The 15,283-nt window shown below is 58.1% G+C and carries 14 protein-coding genes and 1 other RNA gene; 13 read left to right on the top strand and 2 right to left on the bottom strand.

Features of this window, described 5'->3' with window-relative positions; genetic code table 11:
• Positions 1-7 precede the first annotated feature (7 nt).
• Entirely contained in the window at positions 8-1,411 is a 1,404-nt protein-coding gene (locus GHN92_RS03560; RefSeq protein ID WP_133144024.1) for a sodium-dependent transporter, read from the bottom strand.
• A 117-nt stretch (positions 1,412-1,528) separates the two neighbouring features.
• Here GHN92_RS03560 and smpB point away from each other — a divergent pair, with 117 nt between their 5' ends.
• Positions 1,529-2,011 carry an SsrA-binding protein SmpB gene (gene smpB, locus GHN92_RS03555; protein ID WP_048383611.1) on the top strand — a complete coding sequence of 161 codons (483 nt, stop codon included), beginning with the start codon at positions 1,529-1,531 and terminating at the stop codon, positions 2,009-2,011.
• A 155-nt stretch (positions 2,012-2,166) separates the two neighbouring features.
• On the opposite strand, the gene GHN92_RS03550 is transcribed toward smpB, so the two are convergent.
• Complete coding sequence (locus GHN92_RS03550; protein WP_153379396.1) at positions 2,167-2,934, bottom strand: GntR family transcriptional regulator; 768 nt, start codon at positions 2,932-2,934, stop codon at positions 2,167-2,169.
• A 261-nt stretch (positions 2,935-3,195) separates the two neighbouring features.
• On the opposite strand from GHN92_RS03550, the gene GHN92_RS03545 reads away from it, so the two are divergent.
• The 12 genes from GHN92_RS03545 to GHN92_RS03490 all read left to right on the top strand — a co-directional run bounded on the left by GHN92_RS03545 (position 3,196) and on the right by GHN92_RS03490 (position 15,282).
• Entirely contained in the window at positions 3,196-4,890 is a 1,695-nt protein-coding gene (locus GHN92_RS03545; protein WP_133144022.1) for a lactate permease LctP family transporter, read from the top strand.
• 113 nt (positions 4,891-5,003) lie between these two features.
• Positions 5,004-5,828 (top strand): (Fe-S)-binding protein, encoded by an 825-nt coding sequence (locus GHN92_RS03540; protein ID WP_095020678.1) that lies wholly within the window; start codon positions 5,004-5,006, stop codon positions 5,826-5,828.
• Positions 5,825-7,285, top strand: a complete 1,461-nt coding sequence (locus GHN92_RS03535; RefSeq protein WP_095002538.1) for a LutB/LldF family L-lactate oxidation iron-sulfur protein — start codon at positions 5,825-5,827, stop codon at positions 7,283-7,285. Before GHN92_RS03540 ends, GHN92_RS03535 begins: the two co-directional genes overlap by 4 nt.
• Complete coding sequence (locus GHN92_RS03530; protein WP_095002537.1) at positions 7,282-7,953, top strand: LUD domain-containing protein; 672 nt, start codon at positions 7,282-7,284, stop codon at positions 7,951-7,953. The genes GHN92_RS03535 and GHN92_RS03530 overlap by 4 nt, the downstream gene beginning before the upstream one ends.
• The gene (locus GHN92_RS03525; RefSeq protein WP_133144021.1) at positions 7,950-10,757 is read left to right on the top strand and encodes an FAD-binding and (Fe-S)-binding domain-containing protein; all 2,808 of its coding nucleotides are present in this window, start codon (positions 7,950-7,952) and stop codon (positions 10,755-10,757) included. Before GHN92_RS03530 ends, GHN92_RS03525 begins: the two co-directional genes overlap by 4 nt.
• A 262-nt stretch (positions 10,758-11,019) precedes the next feature.
• The gene (locus GHN92_RS03520; RefSeq protein WP_095002535.1) at positions 11,020-11,301 is read left to right on the top strand and encodes a hypothetical protein; all 282 of its coding nucleotides are present in this window, start codon (positions 11,020-11,022) and stop codon (positions 11,299-11,301) included.
• 73 nt (positions 11,302-11,374) lie between these two features.
• Positions 11,375-11,766, top strand: a transfer-messenger RNA (tmRNA) gene (ssrA, locus tag GHN92_RS03515).
• Positions 11,767-11,932: 166 nt separating this feature from the next.
• A complete protein-coding gene (locus GHN92_RS03510; protein ID WP_153379394.1) occupies positions 11,933-13,171 on the top strand; it encodes a tyrosine-type recombinase/integrase in 1,239 nt (412 codons plus the stop codon).
• A gap of 51 nt (positions 13,172-13,222) precedes the next feature.
• Positions 13,223-14,083: a hypothetical protein gene (locus GHN92_RS03505; RefSeq protein ID WP_153379392.1), complete on the top strand. Its 861-nt coding sequence runs from the start codon at positions 13,223-13,225 to the stop codon at positions 14,081-14,083.
• Between the two features lie 94 nt (positions 14,084-14,177).
• Entirely contained in the window at positions 14,178-14,432 is a 255-nt protein-coding gene (locus GHN92_RS24110) for an AlpA family transcriptional regulator (protein WP_256666395.1), read from the top strand.
• 380 nt (positions 14,433-14,812) lie between these two features.
• Positions 14,813-14,995, top strand: a complete 183-nt coding sequence (locus GHN92_RS03495) for a hypothetical protein (protein ID WP_153379388.1) — start codon at positions 14,813-14,815, stop codon at positions 14,993-14,995.
• Complete coding sequence (locus GHN92_RS03490; RefSeq protein ID WP_153379386.1) at positions 14,992-15,282, top strand: DUF3077 domain-containing protein; 291 nt, start codon at positions 14,992-14,994, stop codon at positions 15,280-15,282. The genes GHN92_RS03495 and GHN92_RS03490 overlap by 4 nt, the downstream gene beginning before the upstream one ends.
• Position 15,283 lies beyond the last annotated feature (1 nt).

Raw genomic sequence — 15,283 nt, 5'->3', positions numbered from 1 at the left:
GTCAGCGTTACTTCCACAGCTGGGCGGCAAACACAATCAGAATGCCGAGTGGCGCCACATAGCGCATCAAAAAAAGAGTCAGGGCGAACATCACCGGGCTGCGCATCGACAATTCGTCACGAACCGCGCCGCGCCCCATGATCCAGCCTGCAAAGACCACAAAACACAGGCCGCCCAAGGGCAACATGATACGCGAGGTGAAGAAATCGACGACACCAAAGAAGTCCAGACCGCTGGCCGCGCCCCATTGATAGAGATGAAAACCGGAATCTTCGTTCACGAAAAACTTCGCCTGTTTCCAGATATTGAACGAAAACACCGTGCCCAGGCCAACAAACCAGCAACTGAAAGCCAGCCAGAAAGTGACCCACAAGCGCCGCACCCTGGTGCGCTCCACCAGGTACGCCACCATTGGCTCAAGCAACGAAATGGCCGAACTCCAGGCAGCGACTGCCACCAGCACAAAAAACACCACGCCCATCAACTGACCAAAGGCCACGTTACCGAAGGCAAACGGCAAGGTGACGAAGATCAGGCCCGGGCCTTCGCCAGGGTTGAGCCCCGACGCAAATACAATTGGAAACAATGCCAGCCCAGCGAGCAATGAGACAAAAGTGTCGATCAGCGCCACCCCGACTACGGTGCCCGAGATCGATGCATTCTTGGGCATGTATGCGCCATAAATCATGATCGACCCCACACCCACGCTCAGGGAAAAGAACGCATGGCCCATCGCGGCCAGCAACCCGTCGAGTACGCGATCGGGGTTGAAGTCGAACATGAAATGTACGCCCTGCATAAAGTGCCCGGTGGTCATGCTGTAACCCAGCAGTACCAGCAGCAGCACAAACAGCAGCGGCATCATGATCCGCAAACTGCGCTCAAGCCCCGCCACCACCCCCTTGGCGATCACATACGCAGACAGCAACATAAACCCGGTATGCCAAAAAGTGAGGCGCCAGGGATTGGAAATCACATCACCAAAGTACTGGCCGACCTGATCGGCCGTCGCCCCCTGAAAATCGCCCTTGCCCATATTGATGATGTAATCCAGCGACCAGCCGCCCACCACACTATAAAAAGACAAAATCAGCAGCGCCGTGATCATCCCGGCAAAAGCCCCCCACGACCAACGCCCCGAGTGCCCCGCCTCGACCGCCAACACCTTCAAGGCATTCGCCGGACTCAGCCGGGCACGCCGCCCGATCAGGGTTTCAGCCAGCATCACCGGCACACCGATCAGCGCGATACAGGCCAAAAACACCAACACAAACGCGCCGCCGCCATAGACGCCAACCATGTAAGGGAATTTCCAGATACTGCCCAAACCCACGGCAGAACCGGTCGCAGCGAAAATAAAGACCCAACGGCTTGCCCAACTGCCGTGGACAGAAACCTTGTCTGTCGACATCGTTACTACGCCCAACCACTAAAAAAAGAGGGCGCATTGTCCGGGAATCACCCTACGTGCTCAAGCACGCAGGTGCCCGTAGCCGACACGCTCGCAACTGCCTATAATGCTGCCCCTATGGCTAAACAGAAGAAACACCCAACAGGGACCATCGCGCAGAATAAAAAAGCGCGACACGATTACTTCATCGAACATCGGTTCGAGGCTGGTCTGGTCCTGGCCGGCTGGGAAGTAAAAAGTCTGCGTGCAGGCAAGGCACAGCTGGTCGACAGCTACGTGCTACTCAAGGATGGTGAAGCATGGTTGCTCGGCAGCCATATCGCGCCTCTGACGACAGCCAGCACGCACGTTATTGCCGACCCAACGCGCAGCCGCAAACTGCTGCTTAACCAGCGCGAGCTGGAAAAGCTGTTTGCCTCGGTGCAGCAGAAGGGTTACGCCTGCGTCTGCCTCTCGCTTTACTGGAGCAAGCACTTGATCAAGTGCGAAATTGCCCTGGGTAAAGGCAAGAAGGAATACGACAAGCGTCATACCGAGCGTGAGCGCGATTCCGATCGCGAGCTGCAACGTGCGGTGCGCAACAAGGGCAAGGAAGACTAGTTCTTCAGCCCTTGTACTCGTGGGAGCAACTGTCTTGATGCTGCCTCAGCTCTTGTGGGAGCGGGCTTGCTCGCGATGGAATCGACTTGGTATACCTGAATACCGAGTTGCATGAATCGCGAGCAAGCCCGCTCCCACAGGGTTTGCATCAACAATTACAAGCCATTGCGCCGCTCGGCCCGCCCCATGCGCTGAACTTCCTGACGCACTTCTTCCAGCACTTCCTGCACATACACCAGGTGACGGCTCGCCACTTCCCGGGCGTCTTCCGCCCTGCCCTCGATAATCGCCAGATATAACTCGCGATGCTGACTGATCAGCATGTCGCGCGTTTCACTGCGCTGCTTGTACATGCCACCAATATTGGTCACCACGTTGCGCTTGAGCAGGTCGAATAACCCGCGAATCGTATGCAGCAACACCGCGTTATGGCTCGCTTCGGCAATGGCCAGGTGGAAGTTGGCATCGGCCTCCCCCTCTTCTGCGCGACTGACTTCATCCACCCGTGCATAACAGTCCTGCAACCGTTCAAAAGCCAGCCGCAGCCGCTCACGGTCCATCTCGGTGGCACGCGATGCCGCGTAAAAAGCGCACGAAGCCTCAAGCGTGTGACGAAACTCAAGCAGATCGCGCTGCGCTTCAGGGTTGCTTTCCAACAGTTGCAACAAAGGATCACTAAAGGTCGAGCCCAGGGATGTTGCCACATAATTGCCGCCACCCTGGCGACTGACCAGCAGCCCCTTGGCCGACAATTTCTGGATCGCCTCCCGCAACGAAGGGCGCGACACCCCAAACTGCTCCGCCAGCGCACGTTCGGCAGGCAAGCGCTCACCTGACTTCAACGTGCCCTCGAGGATCATGCCCTCGAGCTGCTCGACAATATCGTCCGACAAACGGCGCTGCCGGATCTGATCAAACCCCATAACTGCTCTCCACCCTCCCGACCACGCGCCGGGGGCCGCTATTCTCGCCGATTGGCGCCACGCATACACCCATCAGAAACACCGCTAAAAACCCCATCAGATGCCCGGACAACGAACACCCCGACGAAAGTTTGTGAGGCGGCAAATTGACACATGCCTCATAAGGCTTTTAACCTAGCCAACAGTGATTGTAAATTGGTAATACCAATATACCAAACACAGTCTGCAGCATCGACCAATAACAATTAGGGGCCACCCCATATGCAAACCTGGCAACAGCTCTACAACCCGCTCGGCAGCCTCGGCCTGTCCGCTCTCGCGGCCGTCGTCCCGATCGTATTCTTCTTCCTCGCCTTGGCCGTGTTCCGTCTCAAAGGCCACGTCGCCGGCAGCATCACCCTTGCCCTGTCGATTCTGGTGGCCATCTTTGCCTTCCAGATGCCTGTCGATATGGCCTTCGCAGCAGCGGGCTACGGATTTGCCTATGGCCTGTGGCCAATTGCCTGGATCATCGTTGCCGCGGTGTTCCTCTACAAACTGACCGTCAAAAGCGGCCAGTTCGAAATCATCCGCAGCTCCGTGCTGTCGATCACCGACGACCAGCGCCTGCAAGTACTGCTGATTGGCTTCTGCTTCGGTGCTTTCCTTGAGGGTGCAGCCGGTTTCGGTGCGCCGGTAGCGATTACAGCAGCACTGCTTGTAGGCCTGGGTTTTAACCCGCTGTACGCCGCTGGCCTGTGCCTGATCGCCAACACGGCCCCGGTCGCGTTTGGCGCCCTGGGCATCCCGATCATCGTGGCGGGTCAGGTCACCGGAATCGACGCGTTCAAGATCGGCGCCATGGCCGGTCGCCAGCTACCACTGCTGTCGCTGTTCGTGCCGTTCTGGCTGGTATTCATGATGGACGGCCTGCGCGGCGTGCGTGAAACCTGGCCCGCAGCCCTGGTGGCCGGTTTGAGCTTCGCCATCACCCAGTACTACACCTCCAACTACATTGGCCCGGAACTGCCGGACATCACCTCGGCCTTGGCCAGCCTGGTCAGCCTGACCCTGTTTCTGAAAGTCTGGCAGCCAAAACGTAGCGCAGGTGCACGAATTGCTGGCGTTAGCTCTGACGTAATTGTTACCGCGAGCGCAGGTGGTTTCGGTAAACCGACCAATCTGATGGCTTCGCCTTACAGCCTGATGCAGATTCTGAAAGCCTGGTCACCGTTCCTGATCCTTACCGTGCTGGTCACCATCTGGACCCTCAAACCGTTCAAGGCGATGTTCTCTGCCGGTGGCTCGATGTACGGCTGGGTGTTCAACTTCGCGATCCCGCACCTTGATCAACTGGTGATCAAGACCGCCCCTATCGTCAACGCGCCGACCGCGATTGCCGCCGTGTTCAAACTTGATCCGATTTCGGCCACCGGCACGGCGATTTTCTTCTCGGCACTGATCTCGATGCTGATCCTGAAGATCGACATCAAGACTGGTCTGACCACTTTAAAAGAAACCTTCTACGAACTGCGCTGGCCGATTCTTTCCATCGGTATGGTGCTGGCCTTTGCCTTTGTCACCAACTACTCGGGCATGTCCTCGACCATGGCCCTGGTACTGGCAGGTACTGGCGCCGCGTTCCCGTTCTTCTCGCCGTTCCTCGGTTGGCTGGGCGTGTTCCTGACCGGTTCCGACACCTCGTCCAACGCCCTGTTCAGCTCGTTGCAGGCCACCACCGCGCACCAGATCGGCGTGAGCGACACCCTGATGGTGGCTGCCAATACCAGTGGCGGCGTGACCGGCAAGATGATTTCCCCGCAATCGATCGCTGTCGCCTGTGCGGCGACCGGCCTGGTGGGCAAAGAATCGGACCTGTTCCGCTTCACCCTCAAGCACAGTCTGTTTTTCGCCACCATCGTCGGCCTGATCACCCTGGCCCAGGCCTACTGGTTCACCGGCATGCTGGTTCACTGATAAGCGCTATGGTTACTGCACGTTAATGTCGCCGGGGCACAGCCCCGGCGTCAGTAATTCACGACCCGGTCCACCTCGGTGGACACATAACCGGGACCACCCGGAGACGCCTGATGAGCGAGCTTTTTTACAACGCCGTGCCGAATGCGACCCGTGTCGCCCCGCCCTTGCCTGTACCCCGCCAATACCCCGCGCAAAAACCGCGCAAGGTCTACCTGTTCGGCACCTGCGTGGTCGATCTGTTCTTCCCCGAAGCCGGGATGGATGCCATCCACCTGATCGAGCGCGAAGGTATCGACGTCGATTATCCCCAAGGCCAGAGCTGCTGTGGTCAACCGGCCTACACCTCGGGTTACACCGAGCAGGCCCGGGAAGTGGCCCGTGCGCAACTGGCCCTGTTCGCCGAAGACTACCCGGTCGTCGTGCCTTCCGGCTCCTGCGCCGGCATGCTGCGCGAACACTATGAAGACCTGTTCAAGGACGAGCCCGACACCCTGAAAAAGGTTCACGCCCTGGCTGAACGCACCTTTGAACTCACCGAATTTTTGCTGTTTGTGTGCAAGGTCCGCTTCAAGGACCACGGCGCCCCGGTCAAGGTCGCACTGCACACCTCCTGCTCGGCCCGCCGCGAAATGAACACCCACCTGCACGGCCGCGAAATGCTCGCGCAACTGGGCAATGTGGAGCGCATCGACCACAGCCACGAAAGTGAATGCTGCGGTTTTGGCGGGACCTTCAGCGTACGCATGCCGGATATTTCCGGCGCCATGGTCGCTGACAAAACCCGCTCCCTGATTGATACCGGCGCCCATCAAGTGCTCACCGCCGATTGCGGCTGCCTGATGAACATCAACGGCTCGCTGGAAAAACAGAAAGAATCACTGCGCGGCCAGCATCTGGCCAGTTTCCTGTGGCAGCGCACCGGAGGTGGCCAATGAGCGCCAGCACCCTGATCCCTACCGTCGCGGTCGAAGAAGACTTCCGCGAGCGCGCCCACGAAGCCCTGGGTGACAAGCAACTGCGAAACAACTTCCGCAGTGCAATGGATTCTCTGATGACCAAGCGCGCTGTTGCCTTCAGCGACGCCCATGAGCGCGAGCACTTGCGCGCTCTGGGTAACGCCATCCGCGCCCGCGCCCTGTCCAAGTTGCCTGACCTGCTGGAACGACTGGAAGCCAACCTGACCCGTAATGGCGTGCAGGTTCATTGGGCTGAAACCGTCGACGAAGCCAATCAAATCGTCATGTCCATCGCCCGCCGGCGCGCCGCCAAACAGGTGATCAAAGGCAAGTCGATGGTCAGCGAAGAGATGGAGATGAACCATGTACTCGGCGCCCAGGGCATTGAATGCCTTGAGTCCGACATGGGCGAATATATTGTTCAACTCGACAACGAAAAACCCTCCCACATCATCATGCCCGCGATCCATAAGAACGCCGGGCAAGTGGCCGACCTGTTTCACGAAAAACTCGGCGTGGAATACACCAAGGACGTGGATCAACTGATCCAGATCGGCCGCCGCGTACTGCGCCAGAAATTCTTTGAAGCGGACATCGGCGTGTCTGGCGTCAACTTTGCCGTTGCTGAAACCGGCACCCTGCTGCTGGTGGAAAACGAAGGCAACGGCCGCATGTCCACCACGGTGCCGCCGGTGCATATTGCCGTTACCGGCATCGAGAAAGTGGTCGAGAACCTGCGCGACGTTGTACCGCTGGTGTCCCTGCTGACCCGCTCGGCCCTTGGCCAGCCCATCACCACCTACGTCAATATGATTTCCGGCCCACGCAAACCCGGCGAGCTGGACGGCCCTGAAGAAGTGCACCTGGTGCTGCTCGATAACGGTCGCAGCCAGGCGTTTGCCGACAGCGAATTGCGCCAGACACTCAACTGCATTCGCTGCGGTGCCTGCATGAATCACTGCCCGGTTTACACCCGCATTGGCGGTCATGCCTACGGTGAGGTGTATCCCGGCCCGATTGGTGCAATCATCACGCCACATATGGTGGGCTTGAACAAAGTCCCGGATCACCCGAGCGCCTCGTCGCTGTGCGGTGCCTGTGGCGAAGTGTGCCCGGTAAAAATCCCGATCCCGGCCCTGCTGCGGCGCCTGCGTGAAGAAAACGTCAAAGCCCCCGATACCGTACCGCGCATCATGCGTGGTCAGGGCAGCAAGTATTCGCGTAAAGAGCGCCTGATCTGGAATATGTGGGCCAAGCTCAACAGCTCACCCGCGCTTTACCGCACCTTCCTGAAAGCCGCTACCCGTCTGCGCGCCCTGACGCCGAGCAAGGTAGGCCCGTGGACGCAAAACCACAGCGCGCCCAAACCCGCCGCCCGTTCGCTGCACGATATGGCCCGCGAGCATCTGGCGAAAAAGTCGGGAGAAACACGATGAGCGCCAAGCAAAACATCCTCAATAAACTGCGTAAAAGCCTGACGGGCACCACACCGGTGCCTGACAATTTTGACGAAGTGCTGGTCACAGAGCCCTGGACCTACACCCCGGAGCAACGTATCCCGCAACTGCGCAAGCTGATGGAAGCGGTCCACACTGAAATCCACCTCAGTACCGAGCAAGGCTGGCCTGCATTGCTCGCGCAATTGGTCACCGACCGTCAGTTGCCAAGCCTGCTAATCGCACCGACTACAGCGCACGGGCAAAAGGTCAGCGAACACTGGGCACAAAACCCCGGGTTGCCAGCACTTAAAGCCTACGACCGGCCGGTAGAAGCGTGGAAAGCCGAACTGTTCAACGATACACCGGCCAGCCTCACCACCACCTTGGGGGCAATTGCTGCCACCGGCAGCCTGATCATGTGGCCAACCCCGGAAGAACCACGGCTGATGAGCCTGGTGCCGCCGGTGCATTTCGCCCTGCTTAAGGCCAGCGAAATCCGCGACAACTTTTATCAGGTGCAGCGTGAAATGAACTGGACCGCCGGCATGCCGACCAATGCGTTACTGGTGTCCGGCCCGTCGAAAACCGCCGATATCGAGCAAGTACTGGCCTACGGCGCCCACGGCCCCAAAGACCTGATCGTGCTGATTCTGGAGGATGCATGAGCCTGCCCGCCGCCTTTGTGCGTGATGCCGAGCGACTGATCCCCCAGGACCGCCGTTTTACCGATGCGCTGTCGACCCTGGCGTTCGGCACCGATGCGAGCTTTTACCGACTGATCCCCAAGCTGGTGATTCGCGTCGAGTCCGAAGATGAAGTGGTGGAGCTGCTGCGCCTGGCCCGTCGCGACCAGGTATCGGTGACCTTTCGCGCAGCGGGCACCAGCCTCTCTGGCCAGGCCATCAGCGACTCGGTGCTGATCGTGCTCGGCGACAACTGGAACGGCAAGGAAATCCGCGGCCAGGGCAGGCAAATCCGCCTGCAACCGGGAGTGATCGGCGCCCAGGCCAACGCCTGGCTGGCCCCGTTCGGACGCAAGATCGGCCCAGACCCGGCATCGATCAACGCCTGCAAAATTGGCGGCATCGTCGCCAATAATGCCAGCGGCATGTGTTGCGGCACCGCGCAAAACACCTACCACACCCTGGCGGGCCTGCGCGTAGTGCTGGCCGACGGTACCCGGGTCGACACCGAAGATGCCGCCAACATCGCCGCCTTTCGCCAAAGCCACGGGCCATTGCTCGAGCAGTTGGGGACGTTGGCTCGCGAAACCCGCGCCAACGCTGAACTGGCTGCAAAAATCCGCCACAAATACCGTCTGAAAAACACCACAGGCCTGTCCCTTAATGCCCTGGTGGATTTCGACGACCCGCTGGATATCCTCAGCCACCTGCTGGTGGGCAGCGAAGGTACCCTGGGCTTTATCAGCGCGGTGACCTACGACACCGTGATCGACCACCCGAACAAGGCTTCGGCGCTGATCGTGTTCCCGGATGTCGAGACCTGCTGCAACGCCGTCACCGTGCTTAAAAGCCAGCCCGTGTCTGCCGTGGAACTGCTCGACCGTCGCAGCCTGCGTTCGGTGCAGGACAAACCCGGCATGCCGGCTTTCGTACAACAATTGTCGGCCAATGCCTGCGCGCTATTGATCGAGTCCCGCGCAGCATCCCAGACCTTGCTGCACGAACAACTGGCGCAAATCATGGCCTCGCTGGTCGACTTCCCGGTTGAAAAACAGGTCGACTTCACCGAAGACCCTAAAGAAAACGCCAAGCTGTGGGCGATCCGCAAAGACACCTTCCCGGCCGTCGGGGCGGTGCGCAAAACCGGCACCACGGTGATCATCGAAGACGTGACCTTCCCCGTTGAACAACTGGCCATCGGCGTCAACCGCCTGATCGAGCTGTTCGACAAGCACCACTACGACGAAGCGATCCTGTTTGGCCATGCGCTGGAGGGCAACCTGCACTTCGTCTTTACCCAGGGTTTCAACAACCCCGAGGAAGTGGCGCGCTACCAGGCCTTTATGGATGACGTGGCGCAACTGGTGGCCGTGGAGTTTGGCGGTTCGCTCAAGGCAGAACACGGCACCGGGCGCAATATGGCGCCCTTTGTCGAGCTGGAATGGGGCAGCGACGCCTACCAGTTGATGTGGACGCTCAAGCGTTTGCTCGACCCGCAGGGCATTCTCAACCCCGACGTGGTGCTCAGCGAAGACCCGCATATCCACCTCAAGCACCTCAAGCCAATGCCTGCGGCGGACGAAATTGTGGATAAGTGCATCGAGTGCGGTTTTTGCGAACCGGTGTGCCCGTCCAAGGGACTGACCCTGAGTCCACGCCAGCGGATTGTGATCTGGCGCGATATCCAGGCCAGGAAACGCGCCGGCATCGACACCACAGAGCTGGAAAAAGCCTACACCTATCAAGGCATTGATACCTGCGCAGCTACCGGTTTGTGCGCGCAACGCTGCCCGGTGGGCATCAATACCGGCGAACTGGTGAAAAAACTCCGGGCACGCAGCGCTGACAGTGTGAAAACGGCTGACTGGCTGGCCAGTCACTTCACCACAGCACTGCAGGGGGCACGTTTTACCCTGCACGTGGCCAATGGTGCGCGCATGCTGCTGGGGGCGCCGCGACTGGCAAAACTCTCATCGGCCCTGAGCAAGGCGAGTAAAGGCCGCGTGCCCTTGTGGACCAACGCCATGCCCCAGCCGGAGCGGGCGATTCGTTTTACCCCGCCGGTCAAGGATGCCCGCCCGCGGGTGGTGTACCTGGCGGCTTGCGTGTCGCGGGTCATGGGCCCGGCGGCAGGAGACAAAGAACAAATGTCGTTGCTGGACAAAACCCGCGGCCTGCTGGAAAAAGCCGGTTACCAGGTGGTGTTCCCCGACAATATGGACAGCCTGTGCTGCGGCCAGCCGTTTGCGTCGAAAGGTTACAACGAACAGGCCGAACACAAGCGCCAGGAACTGATCGGCGCACTGCTGCATGCCAGCCGTGGCGGGCTTGACCCGATCTACTGCGACACCAGCCCCTGCACCCTGCGCCTGGTGCAGGACCTGGGGGAAAGTCGCCTCGACCTGTACGACCCGGTACGCTTTATCCGCACCCACCTTGTGGACAAGTTGACCTTTACCCCGCAAACCGCACCGATTGCCGTGCATGTCACCTGCAGCACCCAGCACCTGGGCGAAAGCCAGGCCCTGATCGACATTGCGCGGCTGTGCAGCACCGACGTGGTGATCCCCGAGGGTATCCATTGCTGCGGCTTTGCCGGTGACAAAGGCTTTACCACCCCGGAGCTGAACGCCCACTCACTGCGCACCTTGAAAGACGCGGTGCAATATTGCAGCGAAGGGATCTCCACCAGCCGAACCTGTGAAATTGGCTTGAGCCAGCATGGCGGGATCGACTATCACGGCCTGGTGTACCTGGTAGACCGCGTCACCAGCGCCCAGGCCTGAAAATGTGGGAGCGGGCTTGCTCGCGACAGGATCGCTGCGGTGTGACCCATACACCGCGTCGATGCCATCGCGAGCAAGCCCGCTCCCACCAAATCAAATATTCGCTCTACTTTCGGGCACAAAAAAAACCAGAAATTAATGGCCTGACCCAGGCAGAACTCCCGAGCGTGGCTATAGTCAATTGGCTTAAGGCCCCAATGTTTGGGGCATAAAACCGAGCCTGGAAACACCGGGCCTACCCTGTGCACAAGGAGTTTTCCCCATGAAGCGTACCGCTCTTGCTGGTCTGTTTATATCCGCAGTGATGTTGGCCTCCCCGGTGTTTGCGGCAGACGACCTTTGCCAGATCAACCTGCAAAAGATCAACGACGCCGTAGCCAGCTCTGGCGAAATCAGCTCCGACTTACAAGACAACATCGACAGCACCGTCGCCCAGGCCAAGGAAGAACAATCCAAAGGCACCAAAGAAGGCACCCAGGCCTGCGTTTCACTGACCACCCAGGTGCTCCAGGACATTGCCAACAACAACAAAGGTGGTGAGTAACCCCTTTGGGTTGGCCTTCTGCGTCAGAAAGGCGTAGACTCCGCTAGCTTGCTGGTTATACACAGCAGGCATCGGGGCCGTTTAGGATTCGACGCCGGTTGCGAAACTCTAGGTGCATGCCGAGTTGGTAACAGAACTCGTAAATCCACTGTTGCAACTACTTATAGTTGCCAATGACGAAACCTACGAGGGTCAAGCTCTCGCAGCGTAAGCTGCCTTAGCCATCCTCCTGGTACCTTCGGGTCCAGCAATCACTAGGGGATGCCTGTAAACCTGAAGTGATTGTCATATAGAACAGGATCGCCGTGCAGTACGTTGTGGACGAATCGGCTAAAACTTACACAACTCGCCCAAAGCACCCTGCCCTTCGGGTCGCTGAGGGTTAACTTAATAGAAACGGCTAAGCATGTAGTACCGACAGCGGAGTACTGGCGGACGGGGGTTCAAATCCCCCCGGCTCCACCAAATGCTAGTTTCCACATGTTCCCACATGACTCGGAAACACCCCAAGAAGCCCGCCCCGTGCGGGCTTTCTTGTGTCTGGACATTCCCGAATGAACCCACACAGCATTGCACCCCGTGTATGCCTGCTTGTATGCTCGCCTTAAATTTGAAACTGGGGCATACACGCATGAAGCGTTCGGAGATTAAGCGCCGTCCGATGGCAGACACCACGCTGGCCAGCCTTGAGCCTGAAGCCAGCACCTACCGTGAACTGGATGGCGCCGGGCTCTATCTGCGAGTGAAGCCCACCGGCCAGAAATCCTGGGAGCTGCGTTACAAAAAAGCCGATGGCAAATGGTCCTGGCTAGGCTTGGGCGGCTACGGCAAAGGCAGCCACCAGTTGACCGGCGAACAAGCGCGTCAAAAGGCGGCAGAGCTACGCGACAGCACAACGAAAGATGGCAGCATGCTCGCCACCCAGCGCGCCCAAAAGGCAGCGGAGCGCGAAGCCGCCAATAACACTTTCGAACATCTGGCACGCGAGTGGTACGCCAACAAGCGCAAAGGCTGGAGTGCGGGTACTGCAACCCGAACCATCGGCGCCCTGGAACTGCATGTGTTTCCGGTCTTCGGCAAGCGGCCCTATCAGGGTGTTCTGCCAATGGAATGGATGGAATTCCTGCGCGGTATGGAACAAACCGGGATCGTCGAGCAGACCAGTCGAGTACGTGGCATGTGCCGGGAAATTTACGACCTGGCTCGCGTCACCGGCCGCGCCACTCACAATCCGCTGGAAGGACTGCACAAGTTCCTGCTGACCAAGCCAGCCGAGAACTATGCCCACGTTTCAATCGACGAATTGCCGCCTCTATTACGAGCTATCAGAGCCTACCCAAGCGCGATGGACGTTCGTATCGGCCTGCACCTACTGTCTATGCTCGCCTGTCGACCGTCTGAGCTGCGAGAGGCCCGGTGGTCTGAGTTCGATCTAGATGGTGGCCTGTGGACTGTTCCCGCCGAACGAATGAAGCGCCGTCGTGAGCACGTGGTTCCCTTGCCACGCCAAGCCGTCGAACTGCTGCGCAATCTGTACGACCTCACTGGAGCTTATTTGCTGCTGTTCCCTGGTCGTAGCGATACCACCAAGCCGCGCTCCAATACCGTTTTCCTGATGGCTCTGCGCCGCCTTGGCTACGAAGGTCGGCAGACCGGCCACGGATTCCGCCATATCGCCAGCACCATCCTCAATGAAAACGGCTTCGACGAAAACCACATTGAGGCCCAGCTATCGCACGTCAAAGACGGGATTGCCGGTGTCTACAACAAAGCCCAGTACCTGGCCCAGCGCACGACCATGATGCAGTGGTATGCCGATCACCTGGACATACTCGCCGCCAGTAACGTCGTGACTCTCAAGCGAGCTTGATGCCGAACTTATGGCGCCAACACCTCCTATAAAAAAGCAATAGGGAAACACATGGCAATCAAGCCTCTAAAGCTCAAGCGCTATATCACTGAGGACGAGGCTGCACAGCTTCTTTCAGCTTTGATAGATGAAAAAGCCACCCCCCAGGACATGCACGATTACGCGCTTACAGGGGTGGTGCCTGCTTATATAAAATTCTCCCCGAAAGATAGGGAGAAATATCCGACCGGAAATTTTGGGCTTGTGTCGATTGAGTACTTCCAGCCCCTAATTTGGAATCACTTTAGAGGAATTGATGATGGGGTAACTACTTCGATTGATATGGATCTAATTGGGGGACTAACCAATAGTGATTTAGAGCCATGTTTTCAGTTGCTACCGTATCCATTACTTGGTGGAAGCTATGTATCGGAAGCCAATGGCCGTTGGCGCGTATTCGTTGGTCGTGCGGATGGAGGTGTAGAAGTTGTTTCGGATGAGCACTATGTTCGGATGTATTCGCCACCAGAAATTTGCAATGTCGCCGCGATAATGAATGACCCGCTGTCATGCCCTGAGTGGCCAGCAGTATTGCACAGCCATGGAATGGTTGACGCGGATGAGTTTGATGAATATCGGCCTTTCGTTTGGGAGAGCCCGTTCGATCCGGGCCTGCATTTTTGGGTGCCGAGAACCAGTGAGCATCTACGTATGTCAGGTGATGATGGTCCGATTAATTGGCGCCTGATAGTCGCAGCGCTTCACCAGCTACTAGAGCCTCATTTGCCAAAGCAGCACCTTATTTCAGATGCAATCGCAGAATTTAAATGGCCAGGTGCAGGAAAACGCAATGTTGACGATGCGTTGAGTCAAGCCAACAAAGCAGTGCCAGGTGCTGGCGGTAACAAGCGTCAGCGAAAAGCTACGAACTGAATTTCTTTGCAATGCAAACGAATCTGTCCAAGTTGCAATGACTCCGCTAGACCGGGTGCATAACGTGGTAAGCCTCAACCACACAGAGGCCCATATGCATCCGAATAATCCCCCACTAAGTAAAGGGCTGATCCGTCAGCCCGCCCTCTGCCAATGGCTGGACGTGACCCGATCCGGCCTCGCCAAGCTCAGAATAAAAGACCGTTCGTTCCCTAAACCCATCAAAGACGGTGACTCCCGCCAAGCTGCCGCTTATTACGTAGTGGCTGAGGTGGAAGCATGGCTGCAATCCAGGATTGCAGCCCGAGACAAAGCCCAAGTCGACCACCCTGGGGATGCGAAACGGTGAGCGGTCCGAATTTTAAATGCTTCAGTCGTGCCCTTTTAATGCAGTCGTGCCCATGCCCAAGGGTGGGCACTACTGAGGGCACAAGGGCACGACTGCCGAAATCGGTTGCCAGTGACAAGAATCACGGTTATCGTTTTGCGGTCGCTGCAAATTCAGCGACCGGGCGTCGCGGCCCGATGAATCCAAGGCGCCACAGCGCCCACATTACGATTGCAGGCGCTTTTTTTGTGCCTGTATCTTCGCTTTATGGTGGCTGTGCGTGGGACACCTTCGGGTGTGCCGGTTTCCTTGATTCCCGGTCCGCGAACCCGCGCACAGCCGCCACCCTTCATTGCTTCGCGGCAATAGGTGGCGGCTCCTCAAATCAAGGAGCGTCACCCATGCTTAACCTTCTTTTTAGCCTCACTCCGCCCGAAATCCAAAACAAAATCGAGCGTCACCGTGCCCGCGCTGTCGCCCAGCTCAAGAGTGAATCAAGCCTCAAAGTCCGCCACCAGCGTTACAACGCCGAAATGGCTCGCGCCCGCTTCTTTGAAGCCATGTTGGCCGGGGGCGCACAATGAAACGCCTGACAACAACTACTGTTCACTTTTCCTCATTAGGCCAGCTTTCCAAAAAACAGGACCTATTTAGTGTTAATCCAGAAGTTGACGCCCAAGATGCTCTTAATAGTGCCTCAGAGCTGATTTTGGGTGTAACAGGACTACTTGAGGACGCAGCAATGGGGGAAAAACCCATTGAGGGGAGTAACGCCTTTATGTTGGCCCATGCACTTGAAAGTGCGAGAGCATCAGTCGTTGCGGTCCTGGGAAGACTTGAAAAGCTTAACGACCTGACCCCAGGGGCCTAAC

Source organism: Pseudomonas sp. FSL R10-2964 (genome assembly GCF_009600035.1).
Lineage (GTDB): Bacteria > Pseudomonadota > Gammaproteobacteria > Pseudomonadales > Pseudomonadaceae > Aquipseudomonas > Aquipseudomonas bubulae.
This window is presented reverse-complemented; position numbering and strand designations above follow the sequence as displayed.